Genomic DNA, 22428 nt, shown 5'->3' on the forward strand with positions numbered 1-22428 from the left:
TCTTCTCTCCCCTCCCCCCGGGCCCCCCTCCCCTCTCTTTTTTTCCCCTTATTTTTTTCATCCCTATTTTTAGGGGGGGTTTCTTTGTGTGCGAGAAAAATTTTATAGGGTGAAGACAAATATTATTCCTGGGGGGAGGGGATCCGCTTTTTTTGCGTCACCTCCGCGAAGCGATGCAAAAGCCCCCCCCTCTCCCCATATTTTTTCCAGGAGGGAGAGTCTTTTTCTTTTATAAGGTGTCTTATGTAACAAAGTATATATATGATATGTTACATAAGATATTGTAGGGAACATGGGCATTTGCCCCTGGCGGAGGTGACCCCTCATGGAAAAAATGGAAAATAGAAACCTTGTGAAGGCGCTTCTTGAAGTGCAAAAAGAAATAAAAAACCCCAAAAACACGGAAATAAACCCCTACTACCGAAGCAAATACGCCCCACTACCAGACATCCTGAACCTTATACGGCCACTCTTAGCAAAAAATGGGCTTGTACTTTACCAGGATGTTGGATCCACACCCGAGGGCGTTGTATGCGTGCGGACACACCTCATACATGAAAGCGGCGAATCATTGAAGACAAGCCCATTATACATGAAAGTAGAAGGGAAAGGGAAAGGTTCACCACAATCAGTTGGATCAGCGATCACCTACGCCCGAAGATACCAGATCTTGGCCCTTCTTGGGATTGCAAGCGAAGACGATGACGCCAACCTCGCATCTAGGCCACGACCAACAGCAACACCAAAACCCACCAGGTGAGTAGGGGATGGTTATTAAAACCTTTAAGGACATTGTGGACAGGCAGAAAAGCATAGAAAAACTTGAAGAGATGAGAGAGTACATTGAAAAGAGGATCCAGGTGTTACAGGAGCAAATAGAAAAGGAGAAGGAGCAGTTCCCAGGATCGAAGGCGGGCCGGGAAGTGCTAAAGATTAGACCGGCAGGGAAAATCACTTACCAGCTCGAAAAGGTGAATTGTGGAAAACCCAACTGTGAAAAATGTCCACACGGTCCCTACTGGTATGGCTATAGGAGAGTAAACGGCAAACTTGTAAGTTTTTACGTTGGTAAGGAACTCCCCAAGGATGAAACAAAATGAGGGGTGGCATGATCTTTGTCTTATGTAACACATGTGTGGATATTGACTGTTACATAAGAAATCTTGAACCACTATATCCTGACCACTCCTTCATGGATACTTCTAAACTGAATGAACTGCCCCCCTTGATGATTTACTAAACATTGAAAAAACCATTATACCCGCCCACCCACCCCATATGATTAGCCACACCCTTACGGGTGCGGTTTTATTTTTTTTCCATACTCCCCCCAATTTTTGAAACAAGCCATAGGGGCGGCCTCGCTTACGCTCGGCCGCCCGAAAAAACAAGGACAAAAGGGGCAATATCCCTGACAAGAGAAAAAGATTAAAATATAATAGTGTGATATTTTTTAGTTGAGGGGGTTTTTCCCAAGTGAGAAAAAAATTATCTCACCTACCTTTCTCCCCAAAGAATGGGAAAAATCCCCTTACCCTAATTTTATTCACTTTTTTCTCGAAGTTCTTCCTTCAAAAGGATCTTGTTAAGTCTTTTTTTCTTTTGAACAATCATATTCCTAATCACGTTTTTCACTGCAACATTCTTCACATTCTTTAAATCCTCTTCAAGCTCAGCTATTTCCCTCTTCAGAACTTCTACCTTGTACACGATTTCACCTCCTGCTTGAAAGGTACCTTAGGAGAGGGGGCTTTCGCCCCCCTCCTATAACCTCGCCCCCGAATGCGCGACCTTCGCTTCGCTTCGGTCGCGGGGGGCGCGCCTCCGCTTTCGCTCCGGCGCAAAAAACAACAACAAATGGATAGGAGCGATCACGTGAAACATGGGCATCCCCCGAAAAAATAATTTGTTAGGGGGCATATAGACCCCTTAATTTTTTTTAGAACTCATGTACATCTGTAATTTCTATCCTGCGATTTTCATCTATTCTAAATTCAGCTTCGGCCTCCCCATCTTCAAGGATAGCTGTCCCCCATAGATACCCATCTAATGGAACGGGGAAGATTTCTATGCGTTCAACTTCTTCCTTTAGGATTCTTCCGATTTTTTCTCTAACTTTTTCTTCTATATTTTTCATGTTACACTCATCTCCAAAGAAAAGAAGATTAGAGGAGTTCATCTAAACTCCTCATAGCCTGCTCAACATATCCAAGCTTTTGATAGACGCTTTCATCACTATCGAGCATTTCATGAATGCCCTCTATTATCTCTTCTATTCTCTTTATTTTTTCTTTCACCTGTCCCCTCAGATATGGTTCCTCTATCATGTGGACGATTTCTTTCATTTTATCTCACCTACCTTTCTCCCTTTCTCCATGGGGGGTGGCCCCCTGTATAGTATATATGCCACAAGGGGTATATAAGGGTTACCCCTACCATTACATACTCTATAGGTTCTCATATATATACTTTACGCCCCCAGAACTTCGTTATGCCTAAATAGTGAAGAAATACACTGCCTTAAAGAGCAATACAAGCCTTGAACAGCCCATTTCACATGGGTATAAGAATCCCCCTAGCATTTTTGGCTGGAAGAAAATCAAGAACTCCAAAAATTACAGGATAATATCAAAGAAAAAATGATACGAATGGTGAAAAAGGGAAGATAACCCCCATACTCCACATCTTTCTCTCTTTTTGTGATAATTCTCATTAACACAACAATAAAATACAAATACTCCTTTTTTCATAATTACCCAACAACCAAAAACTAGAGGGGGTGAGAAAATGGGGGAAAGGCGGCGTTCATTCTAGCGGCAGTAATGCTAAGTGTAGTCGTGGCGGATGCTTGGCCCCTTCCTATTCAGTATATGACAACGGAGAAATCAAATTTGAATACCCGGTCAAATTCGAAGTAAAAGAGAACAACACGAAATATGCTGACGGCGACGTGTTACTACTCAGAGCAGAGATTCCAGAAGACGATTACTATTCAGAGAACATCGAAGTTTTTAAATGGCATAACAGGAGCCTTGATGAAAGACTCCAAGAATTCAGCGACAACCCTTTTTTAACGCCGTTGTGGAGAGGCGAGATACAGGGAAGGCCAGCGGCACTGGATCTGTTAGTTTCGATCGGAGGCTGCCCGGTATATCATTTGAATATCCAGGGCCAGAATGATGTCTATGAAATCACCTACACTATTACAACCTCAAATTATCCAACAAGAAAAATCACCCTTGGGAATGAGACGTTTGAGATTCCAGAGAACTTCGCCCATATCATTGAAACTTTAAAGTTCCATTGATTTTTTTGGTTGTCGTGGCGAGAGGGGGGACTTTCAATACCTTCAAAAAAACTTTAGATGGGGGGCTCTCTTTTTGTGAATTTCTGAAGGCTATAAAAAAATTTCAATCCCATTTTGGTCTGATTTTAACTGGGTGGATTTTTTTCTCTATTTGGACTGGATCATTTTATGGTTTCTTCTCTCAGAATTATAAATCTGTTGATCCCCAATAATGTCCCCTATTTATATTGACAGACGACTCCCCTGTAAGATCCTATAATTAAAAATAAATGCCTAGAATAATTCAAAATCCTTTTACATTGTCATACACTGGATAGGGGTCTGTGGCACCCCTGTAGGTGGGTGATGTGCGTTATTGTTGTGCTATTGTTGGTTATCACAAAAAAGGGAAGGTGTGGGTGGTTATTTCTTCACTTTCAATGACTCTATGATTTGCTTAGCAACATCATCGGAGAGTAGGTCACATGATACTACGAATGGTCTGCCATCTTTTTCGAAAACATAGAAATGTAAACGAGGTTCATCTGAGTAGTACTCAACATAATGCACATCTCCTATATCCCCTTCATCTGATATACCAAGACAATCTACAGAAACATCACTTTCAACATCCTCCAGTGAAACATTACCCCCAAAAACTGCAAGTGAAGCAACTTGTTCACCTTCTTGGTTCTTAAGCAGAACAAACTCACAAGGAGATCCAGTAGGATCTGTTTGATGGTTTGATATATTCCAATCCTTGGGGTATTCAAATGTCACATATTTTCCAGAGAATGTGGTGGTTTCTTGGCCGATACACCCGGAAACAGCCACTACAAGGCCTGCCAGGACACATATCGTCATAATTGCTTTTTTCATGTGCATATTTAAAACCTCTTGCAATTATTATTTTACCTGCACCAATCTACTCTCTCCAATCAAATCACACTATACCTATATAATATCAGCATATACGTTGTGTTAATATGTGTTATCACAACATCATTTCAATCCCATCTTTTGGTCTGATTTTACATGCTTTGGTTGACTTCGTTATGCAAGAATATAACGAAATAACAGATACATTTCGGATAAAATCATATATACAAAAGAATGATACTAATCAACAGGGGGCCCTATAAGGAGATTCGAACCCTCCGAACGAGACCTAGCCATAACTCGTTTTCAGGGCCCCCACTACTATTTTTCTCATCACACAAAACCCCTCAAAGCCACATAATCCACCGCCACAAGGAAAACATAACCCCCTTGGGCCGCCCCTCCCACCCAACCCCATGATTAGCCGCGCCGGAGCGAAAGCGAAGGCGCGGGATTTTTTAAGATTCCATTTATCTTATGTAACAGGAATATTGGCTTGGAACACAAAATGTTACATAAGATTTTTGAGATTGGCTTATAACTCCACCCCCCGGATTCATACAGTCTGTGGGATGATGTTATGAAATAAGGAAGAAAACACTATGGGTGAAAAAAATATTATATATATTGGTGAAACCCTGAAAATACCACCAATTAAAACTAAAAAAAGTCGCTTATTTTTTCATTTCATGGCCTAAAAGCGGGAAGTGTCCTAAAAGACCGAAAAATCACCATAAGATTACCCGTTCTGCAAGCTCAAATAACTTTTTTCATGGCCGGTGTCAAGGGGTGTCAAAACCATTGTCACCATAAGACCACCCCCACGAAAGTAATATTTTGTAATACTAATTCTTGAAATCGTAAGATTTTAATATAAAATCACAAAATAATATTATCAATTTTAAATCGCGGAGGTGAAAAGAATTAAAAAGAAAATACTTTTGCACCTACGGGATGGTGAACACATTGCAATCCGATACAAAAACATAAAAGAATATATGGATCTGGAAACAGGCCACGAGAAAATATTTTTAGAACATATCAATCCCGCGAAGGAAATAGCATCAGAGATACTCTCAAAATTGACTAAAACGACAAGAAACACAATATATAAAAAATACACAACAAATGAAATTGTACAAGAAATTAAAAAGAAAACAAAGAACAGAATGATACTAATTATTTTTAACGACTTGCAGCAAATGTCCAAAAGCACAATGCGAATCTTTCTTGACATCCTAGACAACATACAGATCTTCTGTAGCATACGAGGAAAAACGGAAAAATATCATATGAAAATATTGGAAAAAATGATGATCCTCAGCAGCCCAGAAGACGAAATCATCGACATCAAAATCCCAATCGTGATATTCGCCGGTACACTTGCTTTTCTCACATACCTGAAAATAGCAATGGGCCTACAAGGACTTGTAGCATACATTATACTCGCATCAGTATGGTTCGGGACAATAATCGCCAGAACATTACTGTGGATCGCAAAATAAGGAGAGTAATGACATTGGACATAACCGATCTCTTTCTACTACATGTCACACTCATGATAGTCATAGGGACGGTATGGTACACCTTCTGGTTTTATGCAGCAACATACAAGAATTGATGCTTGAAAGGTACCTCCGCGCCCTCGCCTTCGGCTCGGCCGCGGGAAAGGGATGAGATAAGATGAAATGGTACACACACGCAATCTTTGCAATAGTAATAGGAGCAGACATAGGATTTCTACTCGGGGCAGAACTGACAATACGATTCTTCATCATAACAATCATCGCAAGCCTCATCATCGACTTCGCAGAAAAAGCGATCTTCAACGAACACAAAAGACAACTACACAACATATTTACCATAATACCTTGTATTCTGGCCTACTTGTTCTTTGATATGACAATCGGCGCGGCCTTAACTGCAGGAATACTTTCACACATCATCCTGGATTGCATAACACCAACAGGATGCCCACTATTCTGGCCAATAAATAAGAAAAAGTACGACGTAAAATGGAAGTACAGTGACAACAAGGCACGGGAAAAAAGGATTCTTGCAACGGTCTCATTGCTCGCGTTATTAACGGTTCTGATTCTTTTGCCACAGGGCCCATTCATGTCCGCTATCAGCGCCTGGACAGGTAACAAGAATGAAACTAATTCAACAAACTCTACACACTTAGATCTTCGCATAAACCTTAACGATCCTACAAAAGACATGTGGATCTATCCATTACCCAACGGGAGCATATTTATCGACATCGTAGACGAAGGGCAAGGATATATGACCAATTATTATTACTCCTACCCAAGATCCTATCCCAGATATTACCCTATTTATCGCGAACCTTCCATACCCAAGAATACGTCACCCCAAGAAGAGGAGGAAGAGGAGGGATAAGGGGTGGTAAAAAGGAGAGTAGAAATCAAAAAAATACATGAAATGATAAAAAAACTCGAAAGAACATACAACAAAAACAAAATCTACACACAAAAAACATACATAGACGCGCGAACAGCCTGCAAACTCGAGATCATAAGTTACTTAGAATCTAGATCAAAAAGTGAGATAGCACGAAAAGCAATACAATTATTCATAGAAGCATATGAATCCAAAAACGGCAACCTGCTAAACAAGATGAAACATCAATAGTGCACCCTCACCCGCCCACCCATACGATTAGCTGCGGCCTCGCCTCCGGCTCGGCCGCGGAATTTTATTTCTGAATAATTGAACGCTTTTTTCAGTATCTGAGCCGTTTTTGGGCCCAAAAATATCATAATACTATATCAGTAGAATATATTAACATAGAATTGTGGAGGTGAAAAATTGAGGATAAAAAATGCATTAATCACATTAATGCTATTGGCCATACTCGGCGCGAGCATCAGCGTAGGGACGGTAGTAGCACAAGAAAATAACGATGAAGAGATAATCATCGACGAAAGTGAAGATCTCAACGAGGATGTGGAAAACGATGAAGGACTCGAAGAAGACTTGACAAATTTTGAACCAGCCATCGACACCGAAAGCGAAGGCCAGGAAGCGGCTGCAGGAACCGTGCCAATGCAACCCACAGGGGCCCCACTACTACCTGTGATCCTATCAGTGACCTTAATAGCAACTGGTTTGCTGGCAAGTGTAAGGTACAAGTTTTGATGTCTTACTCTTTTTTTCTATTATTTCTTTATAATAATATTGAATTCTCTTTTGTTGACATAGGTTTTATTTCATTGTTCTTTCCAAAATCTGAGCCATTTTCGGGCCTAAAATCATATAATACTAATTTTATAAAATATATTATCGCAGAAAAAAATGTTAAGTGGGGTGATACACCTTGAGAAAATATCTGTTTGTGCCGTTGCTGCTGCTAGGGCTCATGTTTGTCATGGCAGACTCAGCCTCAGCAGCTGACGGCTACTTCTACGAAGTAAACCAAAACCAGACAACTGCCAAGGTTGGCGACCACGTACAAATAGAGGTAGTAGTAGACACCATCCCATCAGATCAGGGCTATAGCCTGGACAACGTAACAGTACAGGCCTACATCACGCCACGACTCAAAGTAGAAAATGTAAGCACCACATATGGAACATATGAGAACGGCACATGGTACCTCGGAGACGGATACTACGGAACCGCAACCGCAACATTCTACTGCCTCGTGAACGGAACAGGAACACTCACAGGACAATTCTACCTCAGAGCCAACAACGACGAAAACTGGGATAACAACTATGCCAGGATAGACATTGATGTGCCATTCACAGACCTAAAAGCCACAGCAAGAGCACCCACCAGACTATCACCCGGACAAACTTTCAACTATACTGTCACAATCGTGAATATGGGTGTGGAAAACGCAACTAACACACAAATGCAAATAAACCTACCCTCTACAGTGGAATACCAATCCTACACAGCCGATAAGGGAACATTCGACCCACAGACGGGGATTTGGACAATTGGCACGCTAGCATACGACAACGACGACAATGAAAACGATGATCCACTCGGTGAAAACGCAACACTAACATTAACCCTAAAAGTTAAACCAGACGCCGCAGCAGGACAATACAACATCACAACACTTACAACCTGCGACTTGAGCTTGCTAAGTGTATTCCAAGCCAGCCCAACGAGAGCACTCACTGTATTAGACACCAACAGAGTACAGTTACTGATATCCAATCCAACCGGTGTAAGACAAAGACATGTGATCTACCTGACGATAATAGATGGTTCAACAACAATAAAACGAAGCTACAACTTCTATCTAGGAGCAGGAGGAACCAGGACGATAACACTCGGTAACTTGCACAGGGGAGCGCAGATCAAAATCACACAATACACATACAACGCCGAACGCACCAGCAAGACAATACAATACAAACAGAAAATCACAAGTAACGCACACCAAAACGAAAAAATTACCACAGTACAGAATGTGAGAGGCAGGCAACGACAAGCAATAAAAAGAATCACAAGAGCCACAATCAACAACCAATTCCAAATAATCTACACATAGACAGTGTACCCGCCCACCCACCCCATATTAGCCGCGCCCCGTAAGGGACGCGGGGATTTTATTATTCTTTCCAACCAAGGGAGGTTAAAAAAAATGGGAGGTTCTTCCATGACTGATATTGAAAATTTCAAGAAGGTAACAAAAATCACAGAAATTAGAAATGAACTCAAGGAATATGATTTCGAAATGAGATTGTTGCAGGATGCTGAATTGCATCTTGCAATTGCAGGCGACGGCGAAGCACTATACCTACTCCTAATACTACTACCCTACCAGGACAAATTCAAAATACTCAAGAGGCACATTTGGAAGTTCAAAACACTTGCCTACAAGTTCAATGCAAAAACATACCTCGTAACATATAATGTGATCGCGGCATTTTATCCATTACATGCGCTTGAAGACGCCGGGAAATATTTTGTTTTGGACACGGAAAAAGCAAAGGGCATGATGTTTTCATTTGATACGATAGTTTCTGAACAGTTAGAAGAGAGACTCGCAGTTTAAATTTTTATTTTTTTAATTTTGAGATTATTTTGTCGATATCTTTTAATGTTTTTGTGTCAATACTTCCTTTCCTAGTTTTGATGTAGTTGACTAATTCAACTGGCATTAAGACAACATATCCTTTTGGTTCTTTGTGTATTTTTGCGTTTTTGTTTACCATGACGACTATGGCTTCTATCCATATTCTTTTTCTTATCCCCTTTGATCGTAGGAATTCTTTAAATTTCAAAACGCTGGTTTTGATTTGCTTGCCAGGGCTATGGAAAATTATTTTATTGCCATTTTTGGTTTTTTTGTACCATGTTTCTCCTTCTATTATGTATTGGCCGGTGTAGTTCTTTGTTTCTATTACAAAAATATTATTTTTTCCAATTACGAGATGGTCAATATTACCTCCATAATTGGAGAATTTCAGGTCATCATATCTTTTGTATTCGTCATCTGGTAGGAAAGATAGAATCTTTGAAATTACCTTTTCGCCTTCAACTCCTTTTTTCCAACTATAACCTTCCTTTCTGGCGACGAGAATTATAATGATCCCTGAGATAATCATGGAAATAGATATATGAGCTTCACTAGGTGTTAGGAGTACTATGACTACTCCCAGCATGATTAAAATTCCTCCTAACCCATACATTATTTCATATAGTATGCTCATGTGTTGTGTATAGCCCATCCCAATTATCCCCCCATGTATAGTATCTAAATCTGCACTTAGATTACAAATAAAATCTTAAAGCCTTCTAAAATTAAAAAATTTTGAATCAAAACTTTCTACAATATAATATTGTATCATGCCAATAGACCACAATAGATTCTACAATATACTATTGTAAAATACCAATAGAATACAGCGAATATTCGTAGTCTACAATAGATTATCGTAGCAACGAAAATATTCTACAATATACTACAATATACTACTACAATATTATATTGTAGAATCTACAATAGAATACAATATGAAATTTTTAGAGTCTACCCTCAAGTGTTATGAGCGCAGGTACAAGCACAAAAAAAGAGAATACAAAACAATACAATACACAATCAACCTAAAAAAAGACAAAGTAGAATCACAAGGCTTCAAATGCAACCAAGAAATATACATAATCCCCAAACCAGAATTCCAAGAACTAATAGAAACCTACCAAAAATACGAAAAAATACTAGAAGAAAACAGAAAACTAACAAAACAACTAGATCAGGTGCAGGTCGATTATGATAAATTGAAAAATGAGCACAGGCACTTACAAGAAGTGTACAAGAAGAGAGAAAAACAAATCAGCCACCTGGAAAACGAAGTAAAAAGACTACAAAACCGTGGCATAATCCAAATCATCCTAGAAAAGTTAACTAAAAGAAAGGCGATAGAAACATCCAAAGAAGAATAGAGATGGTTATTTGAATGGTTCTGGTGTTAAGTTAAGGCTGTCAATGATTTTCATGGCTGATTCGAGGTTTTCAGCGACTTTTAGGACTTCTTCAACGGACCAGAACGTTAAATCACGTCTGAATTCTTCGGGTAGCCCCTTAGACTCTCTTTCTATCCTTTTTAATTGTTCTTCGTCTGATATTGCGATAACTTTCTGTACTGTGGGGTTGCTCTTGGACTTTTGCAAATTCATTAATAGGCTGTCGATGGATCCCTTCTTGTGGATTTCGAAAACATAGTTTACGATTCCAAGGTTTCCGATCCTGGCACTCCAGACCACATCCACCCTTGCACCATGGGCAACCTGAACCTCTGTATTAGCCTCAAAACCCAACATTAAACCTATATCCCTTGTCAAATCCCGTATTTCATCATGGTCGAAAGCAAAGACTCGCCGGTGGCCCCTAACATTCTGAATTGTCAAATCATCGAAATCTTCAATGCTCGATGTATCGGGTTCTTGCTCCATTTGACTTAATTCAAAGAAAAAGACATGTGCAAAAAACAAACCTATTTTTTCTCCTTCTGGTTCATCTAGTTGTTTATGGATGGATTTTACTAGTTCGTTATAAATTTTATATTCTTTTGGTGAAAGCGCGTACTTACTTGTATCTACCATGTCTATGCCTAGGATGTCGAGGGCTTCCCTGGCTCTGCGGTTCCATAAAGCACACTCATGAGGTTGAAGGTATGCTAAAATCTCTGTTATAGTGGCTGGTCCCAGGCCTTTAATCATCCCAAGAACTTTTCCATACCTTTTATGTGGAGACATGGAAGTGTCTGTCAATATCTTAAAGGCTTCTCTGACCTTTTCCATCCCATTATCTGCTATGATTTCTTGAGCGCGATAATGTATGTTTCCCCGGAATCTTCTAAAGGCCCATGTATTTGATAGTATTTCCTCAAAGTCAATCTCTGAAAGACCATCTACCTTTTCACGGAACTTCTTCTGGAAATAGGATATACGGTACAAAATATCCTTCTCATCCTCTTCAAACTCTCCACTTTCTCTGTAACTTGGATAAAGCTTTTCAAAATACTCTTTCACTTTCTTTTTTTGTTTATCGTTTAATTCAGCTTTCATGCAAACTCTCCCCAGCTTTTAGGCTGTCTTACATAATCTTTATGTATTTGGTGGGTAGAATATATGTCTTTATGACATCCCTCAGGTTTTATGGTGGGGTGGATGAAATCGGCGGCAACAAAATACTAGTCAAAGACAAAAACAGTATATTCCTAGATTTTGGGATGAGCTTTTCACAAGCCAACAAGTTCCTTTCAGCATTCCTACAACCACGCAAATGTAACGGGATCCTGGACTTTGTCGAATTAGGCCTACTACCCTGGATAAAAGGTATTTACCGTGAAGATTATTTGAGGCATTGTGGACTACCATGTGAAGATAGGCCAGCCATTGATGGTGTGATTTTAAGCCATTCACATATGGACCATTCAGCATACATAAACCATCTAAGGGATGATATACCAACCTATACTACCTTGGAATCATATATAATCTTAGAGGCTTTGGATGAGACCAGTAGAACATCATTCACAGATTTAGTAAGCCTAAAGAGAACATTCCATTTCATCCCAAAGGCACGTGGCGATGGATTCAAAAGGTTACAAGGAAGAGAAGCTCAAATAGAAAGGGATATGAGGATAATAAGACCTTATAGGTTGTTCGAGATAGGTGAAGTTGCTGCGATGTTTGCACCTGTTGATCATTCATTGCCAGGGGCTTCAGCCCAAATAATAGAAACCAGCGAAGAAACCATAGTATATACTGGTGATTTGCGATTCCATGGTAGAAGAGGAAAAGACACCAAAAAATTCGTGAAAAAGGCCAAGAAGGTCAGTCCCACAACCATGATCTGTGAAGGCACGAGAATAGACCAGAATGAAAACATAACAGAAGCTGACATAGAAAAAAGGGCCACAAAAATCATATCAGATTCCAAGGACCTTGTGGTTGTGGATTATCCTATAAGAGACCTTGACAGACTACTAACATTCTATAATGTGGCAAAAAACACAGACAGAACACTCACAGTAAACTTGAAACAAGCCTATATTCTCAACCAACTCCAAACAGGAGACTATCCAAGCCTAGATGATGTTGCCATCTATGTGCCAAGGAAGAATTGGGGACTCATAGGAGACTCATATGCATGCTTCGATGGAAAATGGCTACCAGCATCAGAGATAGAAAAACTGGACCCATACTACATAGAAAGAGACTATGAGCGTTGGGAGCGAAAATTCCTAAAACTAGAAAACACCATAACCTATAAGGATCTTAGAGAAGAGCCCAACCAATACATTTTCAGGTGCGACTTCTTCGAACTCAAGGAACTAATTGACATCAAACCTGAAAAGGGAATCTATATAAGGTCCATGACAGAGCCATTCGATGAAGAAATGCTAATAGACTACAAGAAGGTGAAAAATTGGCTCAAACACTTCAACTTAACCCTAATCAAAGGGATGCACGCATCAGGCCATGCCTCAGGCCCAGAAATAATAGAAATGATAAGAGAGATAGAACCAGAAAAACTTCACCCTATACACACAGAAAAGAAAGAAAACTTCAAAGTATTAAAAGACGACAAAATAAAAATCATAAACCCCACAAAAGAAACCTTATTTAAATGAAGCAAATGTGGATCCCTCAATAAAATACAGGAAAGACATTCAACTACAAAAAAGAATAGGGTATTAATGAAAAAGAAAGCAATAAATTAATCTTTTGTAGGGGCTTTATCTTTTTCTGATTGTGGTTCATATAACCAAAAGTTAACAGGCTTTTCTGGATCATGTGTTTTCAATCCTCCTCGACTACTTTTCAAACTAACTCCCAACTTATTTTCTTTGCATTTTTTATAAAAATCAATTATAAGTTCACAACGATGACGGTCTACCCCACTAAGTTTTGTTTTCTTTTCGTGTTGATGTTTCGTTTTTTCTTTTTCTTTTAATTTTTCTTTTACCTTTTCAGATTTTTCCCAAGAATAACGTACCATTCCAACAAATAAGTCTGCAACATTGATTAAAGGATAATCGGAAGGTGTTGATTCTTGGATATCAACAACATGAAACTTAGGTTTTAATCCATAAAGCGTGGAACTTAACTCTTTTCCTTTTGAATTTAAAATTTCTTTTAATCGTTCCCAGTCAACTCGATTATTCCTGTCTGGACGAAGTTTCCAACAACTTCCTATGGGCCACCTTTTGCCCATTACATTATTAAAAAGATGGTAATACATTCTTCGTAGATTTTCGTCATCGTCCCGTTGTTGAATATTATGACGACTATCTGTTTTATCCCAAATTAAAATATCAACTCTTAATTTACCTTTTAGGGCCATTTGAATGATATATTCCATTATTTCGAGCGCGAGAACTTGTTTATCATGACCCTTAATTTCAGCCCATTTTATTTTAGATATATCACATATGTCCTTGATTTTTTTTTCAACAGGATTTAATTGATTAGATGGAAGGCTTATCATGCCCAAACCATCATATTTTGGCCCATATGATTCGTCTGAAAATGCATAATAACTAATTCCCATAATCGTGATCAGTCATGGGATAATTCACCCACTATCGCATCATAGACTTTTGGAAGCCATTCTTCGATTACATCCTCAGGCACCCCAAGAATTTCTAATAATCTCTTATCTAATTTGGTTCTTCCCCAAAATCTATCCTTGAACTGGTCTAATAATGAGGGGAATTCGCATCCTTTCAATTCATCATATAATCTGAGTAACTCGGCCTTTTGTTCTCTATCTAAAAGATTCACGTCGATTATGTCAAAAAGAACCAAATCTTTTTCTCTTATATCTATGTATCCTTCTGTGGTTTGTTCTCTTAATAAAACTAAACTGGTTATTCCCATGATTGAATTCAGGTATAGGGTGTTAATTTTGGCGGACTCTTTCTCTAATAGGATACACTTGAATGTGTCAGGTGCTATGATCCTTTTATTTGAAGAAAATGCGAAAAAATAAGTATTTTTAGAATTTGGCCTGAATCTTCGGGCAGTGACCATATATGTCCATTTGCCTTTTATTCTCTCTCTGACGATGTCATAGGTGAAGTTTTCTTTATCTTTGAATTTGGAGAGTTTTAGGACAGTTTTATAGTCTTTGAATTTGTCTGTGATTATGTAGTCTGCATTGTCTGGTATGTTAAATGTTTTGATGTCTGTTAGGGTTCTTAGGGCCGGTTTTAACTTTGATTTTCCAATTTTGAATATTCTATTTGGCCATTTTTTTATATAAAATCTCACAGACTCTCTATTGTCTTCTTCTAATATTAAGAATGCGCGTTTAATCCTATTCTCGCCAAAGGACGGGTTGTTTATGAATGCCATCTCAGAGAGGCCGGCAAAAGGAGGTTTGAAGCCTTCTCGAATTTCTGACTTTTTTAGGTTTCTTAGCAGGTGTCCTGCATGTTTTTTGATAATTGAAAGGAAGTTGCTTAGAATTTGGCCCGTTCGGGTGCTTGTAGGGCCAAATAAGGGCATTAGGTTGTTGATGTTCTCCCTAATCAACGCATACTCATAGTCGACAATATCCAACCTATTTTCAGAAACCAGAGATCCTTTTATATGTTTGACGATCTTTGCAGCGTCTTGTAAACTTAGGCTATGGATGTCTTCATTTAATATAACAAATCGAACCTTATCCTCCCTGGATGGCTTTTCTTTTCTTGCAACTAATAATATGTCCCTGAAATCCGCATCCTCTGAGAAGGCAATATTTTTTTCTGGTTTGATAATGTATTCGATTTTGTAATTTTCGATCAGATATTTCCTTATTTTTTCTGTGGCCTCTCCTCTGAATATGTTTATTGGTATAACAGCGCCTATGCGCCCACCAGGTTTGAGTAGGTAGTCTGCGAGGGCTATGAAGTAACCCCAAAGATTAACCTTGTGTCCACAGATCCCTCCAAGGGTGTCGTTATTTTTCAATTTTTCCAGCATATATCTTGGCATTTTCTCCCTATCACTGAAGGGGGGGTTCATTATTACGACATCAACAGGCTTCAGATGAAATTTCTCTCCTTTTCCTTCTGGGGATACTGTCCCCTTGCTTTCTTTTTGGTTGGAAGCTCCGAAAAGAGTTTGCTGTACAGTTACTGTATAAGGAGAGAATCTTATACCTCTGTCCTTAAATTCTCCCCTTCTTAATTTTTCAGCCAATTCTAGGGAATCTTGGGTCACAACTCTGACAACGTTAGTTTCCTGTTTTATGTTTTGGGCTGCTAAATTTATTGTAGTGATGTGGGCAGCAAATGGCATTATGTCGATCCCTGTAAGATCTTCTTCGAGGAATCTTCTATGTATTTTGTCGTGATCTTTGTAACCGTATAGCTGTTGATATAACTTTTGTTTTCTTTTATAGGCTGAAACTAGTAATGTGCCTGATCCACAGGCTGGATCTATAACTTTTTCATCCCAAGAATTCATAGTTAGGCCAGCTAATATTTCTGCTGCAATGGGATGTGTATAAAAGGCTGCTAGGATTTTTCTAACTTCTTGGGGGATTAAATCATGGAAGAATCTGCCTGCTAAATCATGAGTTATATGTTCTGCTCTTAACAATTTTATTGCTTCTATTAATTCATTTAGAGTGTCAATAACGGGTTTTTCGTTGGGAATGTGACCTAAAATATTAACATTGTAAATAGATTTGTAATTTATGCTTGTAATGTGATCAAAGTAACTTTGCAGTTCTTGGACGTTCTTTATTTTCTCCAATTCTGGCAATAATTTATTTTGTGCCTTTCTTTTAAAAATGTGGTAAAATAGAAGTTGATTAAACAAAAGGTAGGAGGCCAAAACTTTAACTTGTTTTTCTGCTTTTCTTTTGTCTTTTATTTCACCTATTGAAGAAAATAGATCTAACTTGTCTACAACCTCCGGAACTAATTGGTCTGTTTCTATTTGATAAATTATGTCGCCGAGGTCTTTAACATAGGTTTTTATTAAATTGACTACTGTATTGAAATCAACTTTTCTTTTCTTATTAATAATCTTGTCTTTTAGAGATTCAAATAGCCTGATTGGTTCTGTAACAAGGCTCTCAGTCCAATATTCTGTTAAAACCAAAGTATGAATTTCTTCTTCTAGTGCAATTCTCCTTACGATACTCTCATCAAGAATTACTTGATTTCTATAATTCTCGGGGTAAATGAGAATGATTATATTATTTTGTGTTCCCAATTTTTTAGCATAATCATGAGCTTGGGCAACAGCATTTAATCCAATTTCTGGCTTTCCTATTTTAACTTCAATTACAAAGGAAGTTTCATCATAAGTGAAAAGAATGTCAGGATGTTTTTTGCCAACTTTAGTTTCACCCACTGCCTCAAATCCAAGTTCATGTAAACAATCTATTATTGGAGAATAGAGGGTCCTTTCTTCTATCCTTGGAAGCTTCATGATATCCCACATAAAAGTTATACTGCTCCTATAATTTATATTTATAAGCGCTAAACATGTTAAATTGTTTGATTTAATTATAAAAAAAGAAAGGAGAGGAGATTTTGGAGGGAAAAAAGGGCGATTGTGATAGTGCATATTTTATCAGAAAGGGTTAAAATCAGGCCAAAATGGGATTGAAATACTTCACAATACTCGACCAAAACTACCATGGAAGAGCCCCCTAAATCGGTTACAAGCCTACAATGAACCACAAAAGTGAAAATATGGAGACCTCGATGGGTAAACTCTCAGAAGGGCTTGATTATAGCCCAAAACAAAAAGAAAGGAAAAAGGGGGCTTAAGATAGTGGTCTTTAACGATTATGTCACTGGATAACAAGCAGGAGCGTCCCTATCCTCCCATACATAGAACCAACGATCGTCAAAATATTCATAGTGGCCGCCGGGTGGTAAGCCATTGGGATAATGGGGGTCATTCACCTTAGGAGGTTTTCCACTTTTTATCAGGTCATAGACGCTCTCACTATCCCTGCCACCACTACTGTCATGGCTGGAACTCTTCGATGAACTCCCAGATGAGCCATTAACCGGGCCACTACCATTCACACCTTTGGTGCTCTGATTCTCAACGCTAGTATTATTCTTTGAAAGAAATGATATGGGCCCTTTGGTAGGAGGCTGATGGAGGCTGTAGCCGGCAAGGAAGGACACTCCAACGGCCACAACCAAAATGGTGGCCATTAGAATGGTATGGGCTAATTATTTTGCTGGTTTGTGGAACTTTAATGTTTGGAGCATGATGCCCATCTCCTTAGGAACTTTCACACTCTTACCAGAGAGTGTTATGACGGTCGTTTCCATGTCACCTCTGCCATCGACGTGGAAAAGCCATACATCATTGGATTCTTGAATGAGTAAATAGTAGTCTAATATGTCGATGAGAGGATCATAATCCTCTAACATTATCGCTGGTCTTCCCTGGATATTACCTTCCCATATGATATAGTCTTTATAATCAGTACCAGGCTCAAAGAGCATCCCTTCACACCAGCGCTCTATAGTAGTATTTTCGTGCCTCTCTACACCAATGTGTTCTTTAGAGCCATATTCTCTATGGGCGACAAATAGATCATCTTTTGCTGATATTACCTTCATGTCTTTGGGGTACTTGAATTCGAAGATGCCATTGTCATATTCCCCGTATTCTGGCCCTTTTGGCCATACCAGCACGCCTACTATAACAGCAAGTATGAGTATTCCCAAGGCCTTTGCCTTCCACCCTATACTCTCACCCCCCTATACCAATATTTTCACTCCCATAAATTTAAAAATTTGGCAAAACCTGACATTGTTTAACCAGCCAAAATACCGCAGATGACCTAAGCCCACAAGCATCTTATGTAACACCTATAAATGTCTATGTTACATAAGACATTGGCATGTAACTTTTGAACAGCCAAGGAAAAAACCATGCAGAGTAAGTTTTTCATAAATGGGATGTGTGAGTGTGTGGATTTCGTCTGTAAATGAAAATGTACCCTATCAAAATTAATACGTAGTGGATTGACACTCCTTCCTATGTCAATATTTACTAGTCGAAATATACACACGGATTTCGATTTGTAAACTGGGAATATCTCATCCATGAAAGATGGACCCACACACCAAATTGCGAATTGTAAACTGGGAATACACCCACATGTTAATACTCACCTGGGTGATTTTCCATAAAATTTGTGAGTTTGGATGACAGGTTTCGATTTGAAAGTGGATTTCGCAGACAAAGAACATGAAAAAAGGTTCCATGGTTCCAGACCAAATTTAGTTGAGTTGGAAGAGAAGATCCAGGATGTTGACACGCAGATAGACGAGCTCGTATATGGGCTTTATGGACTCACTGAAAAAGAGAGGAAGATCATTGAAGGGGCTTTGTTGTGATAAAACACAGATTATGGAAAAAAGAAAGAGAATTTATTCTTCCAAAAAGTAGACTAAAACGGATCGTCCAGAAAATGGATTTTTCCAAAGATAAGAATATTCGAATGTAGAATCCTCGCAAAGAGATTCATGGAAATAATAAGTGACAAAAAGAATTGGCAACGCGTATAAATCATCAGTAAATCTAAAAAAATTTTATATGATTCATACTTTTTGTATTTTTTTAATTTTCTTCTTTAAGAAGCCCAAGGTGGTGTAAGAATGGTTTTTTTGATCTTATTCAACCAATGTAAACTAAATGTCATATTTCTTTGTGTCTTTTTTTAATATAATCTAATATTAGGTACTTGTCTTCCCATCCAGGGTACAATTCTGGATTTTGACTAACTATTATTCTTTTCCGAAAAGGAGGAGATATCATTTTCGCTATTCTCATGGTCGATACCATTTCTTTTGTCTCTAATACCCTTTCTACCATTTCCTTTATTTCCTTTAATTTCTTGTCTGATATAGGCTTTGGTGAGTCTCTGATGTCTCTGATAATACTATTTATAATATTTCCTTTAATTTTTTTGTATGATATAGTTGGTTGAAATGACTCGGGTTTAGTCTGATCTAATGTTTCTTTTGTAGGTGGGTATTCTTCATATATTTTGATGTCACATGCTATGGTGTTGCCATTTTTAAAAATTCTGACACAATGAGAGTTCTCCCAACCACGAATATTAGAATAAGGCCATTGAAATAGTGTGCTCATTTCTATATCATGTTTAGATAAACCTTGGATTGATAATTTGCCATGAATCATATCAAGTAGAAATCTTCTTAATTTTTCTCCTGTTTCATCCTCTAAATATCGTTTACCTAACCAATAATAAGCCATTTCATAAGCTATCTTCACAAAGGCTAGTACAGGTTCAAGAAGATTTATTTTGTAGTTGTAATGAACTGTTGGTTGAAGCTCTTCTTTATATTCTATAGTAGAACTACTTTTGAGCTCTTCTTCAGGATTTTCTACACTCATGCGCTCTAACTTTTTTATAGCTATTTTAGAAACCCCTTCTTCGCCCTTTCTTGCGTCTACGGAAACATTTAGTTCAATGGATCCGTTTTTTCTCCTTTTGATCTGTATAGAGGGGAGAGAAACAGGAATATCTCCAGGCTTCCAAATGACTTTTCGGTTAGTGCCTGCAATTGTCCCTTCCCCAAAAGGATTTGGAACTGAACCCTTTTTACCTGAAATTTTATGTTGATACCTTTTCAATTCGATGAAAAAATTCTTTGCAAGGGGTGCATCTATTTTAGTACCTAATAGATGGTTGCATTTTTTACATACTGCTTCTTTTAAGACAAAACTTCCTCCAATAGACTCTGGAAAAACGTGTTCATCTGAAAACTCATTTTTAGGTAAATTTTTTTTACATATAATACATATCATTTTATCACATAGCGTTGCTAAGGGTTTAGAGAGTGTTATATTCCCCCGATCCGTTCAATTTCTTTAATTTCTAATACTTTCATGTTTAATATCCCGAAATCTCCCATATAAACATTATTACATATCCGCTACCAAAAATTTCATGGTGTTCTCAAAGTAAACTATATCCCTTTACGGTTAAACGCATGATTTGGGAGTGGATTTTGACTTGTAATGAGAATGTACAAATTGAGTCCAGGGACACACTAAATTTCGATTGTAACATAAAGGACACAAAGTTAATACTTATTATGTGGAATGTACACACGGATTTCGACTTGTAACATGGAACCATGTGGCCCTGCAAATTATATGCTCCTGGTAACATACACACGGATTTCGATTTGTAACGGGAATGTACCCCCACCCATATTAATACTTATCTGAGTAATTTTTCATAAAATGTGTGGGTTTGGATTACAGGTTTCGATTTGAATAGGGATTTCGCAGGCCTGTATATTATCTATCTTATGTAACAATATATGTATATATATGTATATATATATTACATAAGATATCTTCTACAAGCTTTAAACCAAAAAAATGATATTTATTTACATTCTTTTGATGTAAAATGAGCTTTGGTCTTTTTGTTTTGGTTTTTTCCTTGTAATTTTGTTTGTTTTTTGTCTTGTTTTAGAAGTTATTCAAATCGAAATTTTGCAAATGTTTTTACAAGTCGAAGTCTTATTTCGAATTCTTTTAGGGGTTGATTCTCGTTACAAGTCGAAATGCGTGTGTGATATTCCATACAACAATTCAAATCGAAACACATATAAGAACATGAAAAAATAATAAAAAAACAAGACCACACAGAGGTGGCAACATTGTTTGAAAAAAGGCCCCGAATCTTTAAAAACAGGGACATACTCAGCCCATTATTCGTCCCAGACACCCTACAAGACAGAAAAAAAGAAGTAGAAATTATAAGCCAATATCTTGGCTATATCCTCGATGGGGCCACACCCCCCAACATCCTGATAACAGGACCTCCAGGATCAGGTAAAACCGTCACAATAAAATACATCCTAAATGAACTCCAAAAACACACCGACGCCCCAATAAAATATGTGAAAGCAGACGGCACAGCATACCAAGTAGCTGCAAGCATTGCAGAGAGACGCGACCCCGGATTCCTAAACTTAATCAACAAAATACGAGAAAAAATACAAGGCAAAAAAGCAATAATCGTACTCGATGAAGTCGACAAAATGCTCGCAAAAGACAGCGACAGACTACTATACCACCTCTCAAGAGAACCCGACATTTGCACCATAACAATATCAAACAAACTGACAGTGATGAGCATGATCACAGACCCCAGGGTACTATCATCATTCCAACCTCGTAGGATAAACTTCCCACCATACAACGCAAACCAACTAACCGAAATATTAGAATACAGGGCAGAAAGAGCATTCTATGATAACGTACTAGAAGATAGCGTCATACCATTATGCGCCGCCATGGCGGCTCAACGCAACGGAGACGCAAGATACGCCCTCGAACTCCTAACATTCGCAGCTGACATAGCAATAAGAAACAAACAAAAAAAGATAACAGAAGAGCATGTAAGAGCCGCACAAGACGAAGTCGAAATCGAATTCATAAGAAATAGCATAGCCGAATTAAGAGAAAACCAAAAACTATTACTATACGCCACCCTAATATCAAAAGAAAAAACCCCAAGAAGAGTTTACAAGACATACAACAAACTTGCAAAACAATACGGAATCAACAGCCTCACACAAAGAAGACTATCACAACTACTACGTGAACTGGAACTTTACGGCCTTGTAGAAATCGAAGTCGTAGGCCGCGGCCGCGGCCGCGGCGTAAAATGGCTTGTGAGACCATCATCAACAATCGACGATGACGTAATGTTGGAGGCTATTCGCCGATCCTTATGATTTCCCCCTTTT

24 protein-coding genes are annotated in these 22428 nt (G+C 38.4%); 13 read left to right on the forward strand and 11 right to left on the reverse strand.

The window, feature by feature from the left end:
- The first annotated feature begins 325 nt into the window (after positions 1-325).
- Both MTTB_RS08195 and MTTB_RS08200 read left to right on the forward strand, forming a co-directional pair.
- Positions 326-760 carry an ERF family protein gene (locus tag MTTB_RS08195; protein ID WP_248565348.1) on the forward strand — a complete coding sequence of 145 codons (435 nt, stop codon included), beginning with the start codon at positions 326-328 and terminating at the stop codon, positions 758-760.
- 7 nt (positions 761-767) lie between these two features.
- Entirely contained in the window at positions 768-1100 is a 333-nt protein-coding gene (locus MTTB_RS08200) for a DUF6788 family protein (RefSeq protein WP_248565349.1), read from the forward strand.
- 442 nt (positions 1101-1542) lie between these two features.
- On the opposite strand, the gene MTTB_RS08205 is transcribed toward MTTB_RS08200, so the two are convergent.
- The 3 genes from MTTB_RS08205 to MTTB_RS08215 all read right to left on the reverse strand — a co-directional run bounded on the left by MTTB_RS08205 (position 1543) and on the right by MTTB_RS08215 (position 2345).
- On the reverse strand, positions 1543-1710 hold the full coding sequence (locus MTTB_RS08205) for a hypothetical protein (RefSeq protein WP_248565350.1): 168 nt from the start codon (positions 1708-1710) through the stop codon (positions 1543-1545).
- 229 nt (positions 1711-1939) lie between these two features.
- Positions 1940-2137, reverse strand: a complete 198-nt coding sequence (locus MTTB_RS08210; RefSeq protein WP_248565351.1) for a hypothetical protein — start codon at positions 2135-2137, stop codon at positions 1940-1942.
- Between the two features lie 28 nt (positions 2138-2165).
- Entirely contained in the window at positions 2166-2345 is a 180-nt protein-coding gene (locus tag MTTB_RS08215; protein ID WP_248565352.1) for a hypothetical protein, read from the reverse strand.
- Between the two features lie 434 nt (positions 2346-2779).
- Between MTTB_RS08215 and MTTB_RS08220 the strand changes: the two genes are divergently transcribed.
- On the forward strand, positions 2780-3307 hold the full coding sequence (locus tag MTTB_RS08220; RefSeq protein ID WP_248565353.1) for a hypothetical protein: 528 nt from the start codon (positions 2780-2782) through the stop codon (positions 3305-3307).
- A 402-nt stretch (positions 3308-3709) separates the two neighbouring features.
- Here the strand turns inward: MTTB_RS08220 and MTTB_RS08225 are convergent, their stop codons facing one another.
- On the reverse strand, positions 3710-4165 hold the full coding sequence (locus MTTB_RS08225) for a hypothetical protein (RefSeq protein ID WP_248565354.1): 456 nt from the start codon (positions 4163-4165) through the stop codon (positions 3710-3712).
- A 914-nt stretch (positions 4166-5079) separates the two neighbouring features.
- Here MTTB_RS08225 and MTTB_RS08230 point away from each other — a divergent pair.
- The 6 genes from MTTB_RS08230 to MTTB_RS08255 all read left to right on the forward strand — a co-directional run bounded on the left by MTTB_RS08230 (position 5080) and on the right by MTTB_RS08255 (position 9203).
- Positions 5080-5670 carry a hypothetical protein gene (locus MTTB_RS08230; protein WP_248565355.1) on the forward strand — a complete coding sequence of 197 codons (591 nt, stop codon included), beginning with the start codon at positions 5080-5082 and terminating at the stop codon, positions 5668-5670.
- A gap of 178 nt (positions 5671-5848) precedes the next feature.
- Entirely contained in the window at positions 5849-6568 is a 720-nt protein-coding gene (locus MTTB_RS08235; protein WP_248565356.1) for a metal-dependent hydrolase, read from the forward strand.
- Positions 6569-6571: 3 nt separating this feature from the next.
- Positions 6572-6820: a hypothetical protein gene (locus tag MTTB_RS08240; protein ID WP_248565357.1), complete on the forward strand. Its 249-nt coding sequence runs from the start codon at positions 6572-6574 to the stop codon at positions 6818-6820.
- A gap of 177 nt (positions 6821-6997) precedes the next feature.
- Positions 6998-7327, forward strand: coding sequence for a hypothetical protein (locus MTTB_RS08245; RefSeq protein WP_248565358.1), 330 nt, complete (start codon positions 6998-7000; stop codon positions 7325-7327).
- A 178-nt stretch (positions 7328-7505) separates the two neighbouring features.
- Positions 7506-8696 (forward strand): hypothetical protein, encoded by a 1191-nt coding sequence (locus MTTB_RS08250; RefSeq protein WP_248565359.1) that lies wholly within the window; start codon positions 7506-7508, stop codon positions 8694-8696.
- A gap of 108 nt (positions 8697-8804) precedes the next feature.
- Positions 8805-9203: a hypothetical protein gene (locus tag MTTB_RS08255; RefSeq protein WP_248565360.1), complete on the forward strand. Its 399-nt coding sequence runs from the start codon at positions 8805-8807 to the stop codon at positions 9201-9203.
- A 4-nt stretch (positions 9204-9207) separates the two neighbouring features.
- Here MTTB_RS08255 and MTTB_RS08260 read toward each other — a convergent pair whose 3' ends face one another.
- Positions 9208-9879: a nuclease-related domain-containing protein gene (locus MTTB_RS08260; RefSeq protein ID WP_248565361.1), complete on the reverse strand. Its 672-nt coding sequence runs from the start codon at positions 9877-9879 to the stop codon at positions 9208-9210.
- Between the two features lie 286 nt (positions 9880-10165).
- On the opposite strand from MTTB_RS08260, the gene MTTB_RS08265 reads away from it, so the two are divergent.
- The gene (locus MTTB_RS08265) at positions 10166-10594 is read left to right on the forward strand and encodes a hypothetical protein (protein WP_248565362.1); all 429 of its coding nucleotides are present in this window, start codon (positions 10166-10168) and stop codon (positions 10592-10594) included.
- Between the two features lie 6 nt (positions 10595-10600).
- On the opposite strand, the gene MTTB_RS08270 is transcribed toward MTTB_RS08265, so the two are convergent.
- Positions 10601-11719 (reverse strand): hypothetical protein, encoded by a 1119-nt coding sequence (locus MTTB_RS08270; RefSeq protein WP_248565363.1) that lies wholly within the window; start codon positions 11717-11719, stop codon positions 10601-10603.
- Between the two features lie 71 nt (positions 11720-11790).
- Between MTTB_RS08270 and MTTB_RS08275 the strand changes: the two genes are divergently transcribed.
- Positions 11791-13290: an MBL fold metallo-hydrolase gene (locus MTTB_RS08275; protein ID WP_248565340.1), complete on the forward strand. Its 1500-nt coding sequence runs from the start codon at positions 11791-11793 to the stop codon at positions 13288-13290.
- 86 nt (positions 13291-13376) lie between these two features.
- On the opposite strand, the gene MTTB_RS08280 is transcribed toward MTTB_RS08275, so the two are convergent.
- The 4 genes from MTTB_RS08280 to MTTB_RS08295 form a co-directional block, all read right to left on the reverse strand.
- A complete protein-coding gene (locus MTTB_RS08280) occupies positions 13377-14147 on the reverse strand; it encodes a hypothetical protein (protein WP_248565341.1) in 771 nt (256 codons plus the stop codon).
- A 71-nt stretch (positions 14148-14218) separates the two neighbouring features.
- Positions 14219-17089: an N-6 DNA methylase gene (locus MTTB_RS08285; RefSeq protein WP_248565342.1), complete on the reverse strand. Its 2871-nt coding sequence runs from the start codon at positions 17087-17089 to the stop codon at positions 14219-14221.
- 362 nt (positions 17090-17451) lie between these two features.
- Complete coding sequence (locus MTTB_RS08290; protein ID WP_248565343.1) at positions 17452-17820, reverse strand: hypothetical protein; 369 nt, start codon at positions 17818-17820, stop codon at positions 17452-17454.
- A gap of 30 nt (positions 17821-17850) precedes the next feature.
- Positions 17851-18354 carry a hypothetical protein gene (locus tag MTTB_RS08295; RefSeq protein WP_248565344.1) on the reverse strand — a complete coding sequence of 168 codons (504 nt, stop codon included), beginning with the start codon at positions 18352-18354 and terminating at the stop codon, positions 17851-17853.
- Between the two features lie 483 nt (positions 18355-18837).
- On the opposite strand from MTTB_RS08295, the gene MTTB_RS08300 reads away from it, so the two are divergent.
- Complete coding sequence (locus MTTB_RS08300) at positions 18838-19029, forward strand: hypothetical protein (RefSeq protein WP_248565345.1); 192 nt, start codon at positions 18838-18840, stop codon at positions 19027-19029.
- A 301-nt stretch (positions 19030-19330) separates the two neighbouring features.
- Here the strand turns inward: MTTB_RS08300 and MTTB_RS08305 are convergent, their stop codons facing one another.
- Positions 19331-20467 carry an HNH endonuclease gene (locus MTTB_RS08305; RefSeq protein ID WP_248565346.1) on the reverse strand — a complete coding sequence of 379 codons (1137 nt, stop codon included), beginning with the start codon at positions 20465-20467 and terminating at the stop codon, positions 19331-19333.
- 866 nt (positions 20468-21333) lie between these two features.
- Here MTTB_RS08305 and MTTB_RS08310 point away from each other — a divergent pair.
- Complete coding sequence (locus tag MTTB_RS08310) at positions 21334-22416, forward strand: Cdc6/Cdc18 family protein (protein WP_248565347.1); 1083 nt, start codon at positions 21334-21336, stop codon at positions 22414-22416.
- Positions 22417-22428 lie beyond the last annotated feature (12 nt).

The sequence above is a fragment of the Methanothermobacter tenebrarum genome (assembly GCF_023167465.1).
Lineage (GTDB): Archaea > Methanobacteriota > Methanobacteria > Methanobacteriales > DSM-23052 > Methanothermobacter_A > Methanothermobacter_A tenebrarum.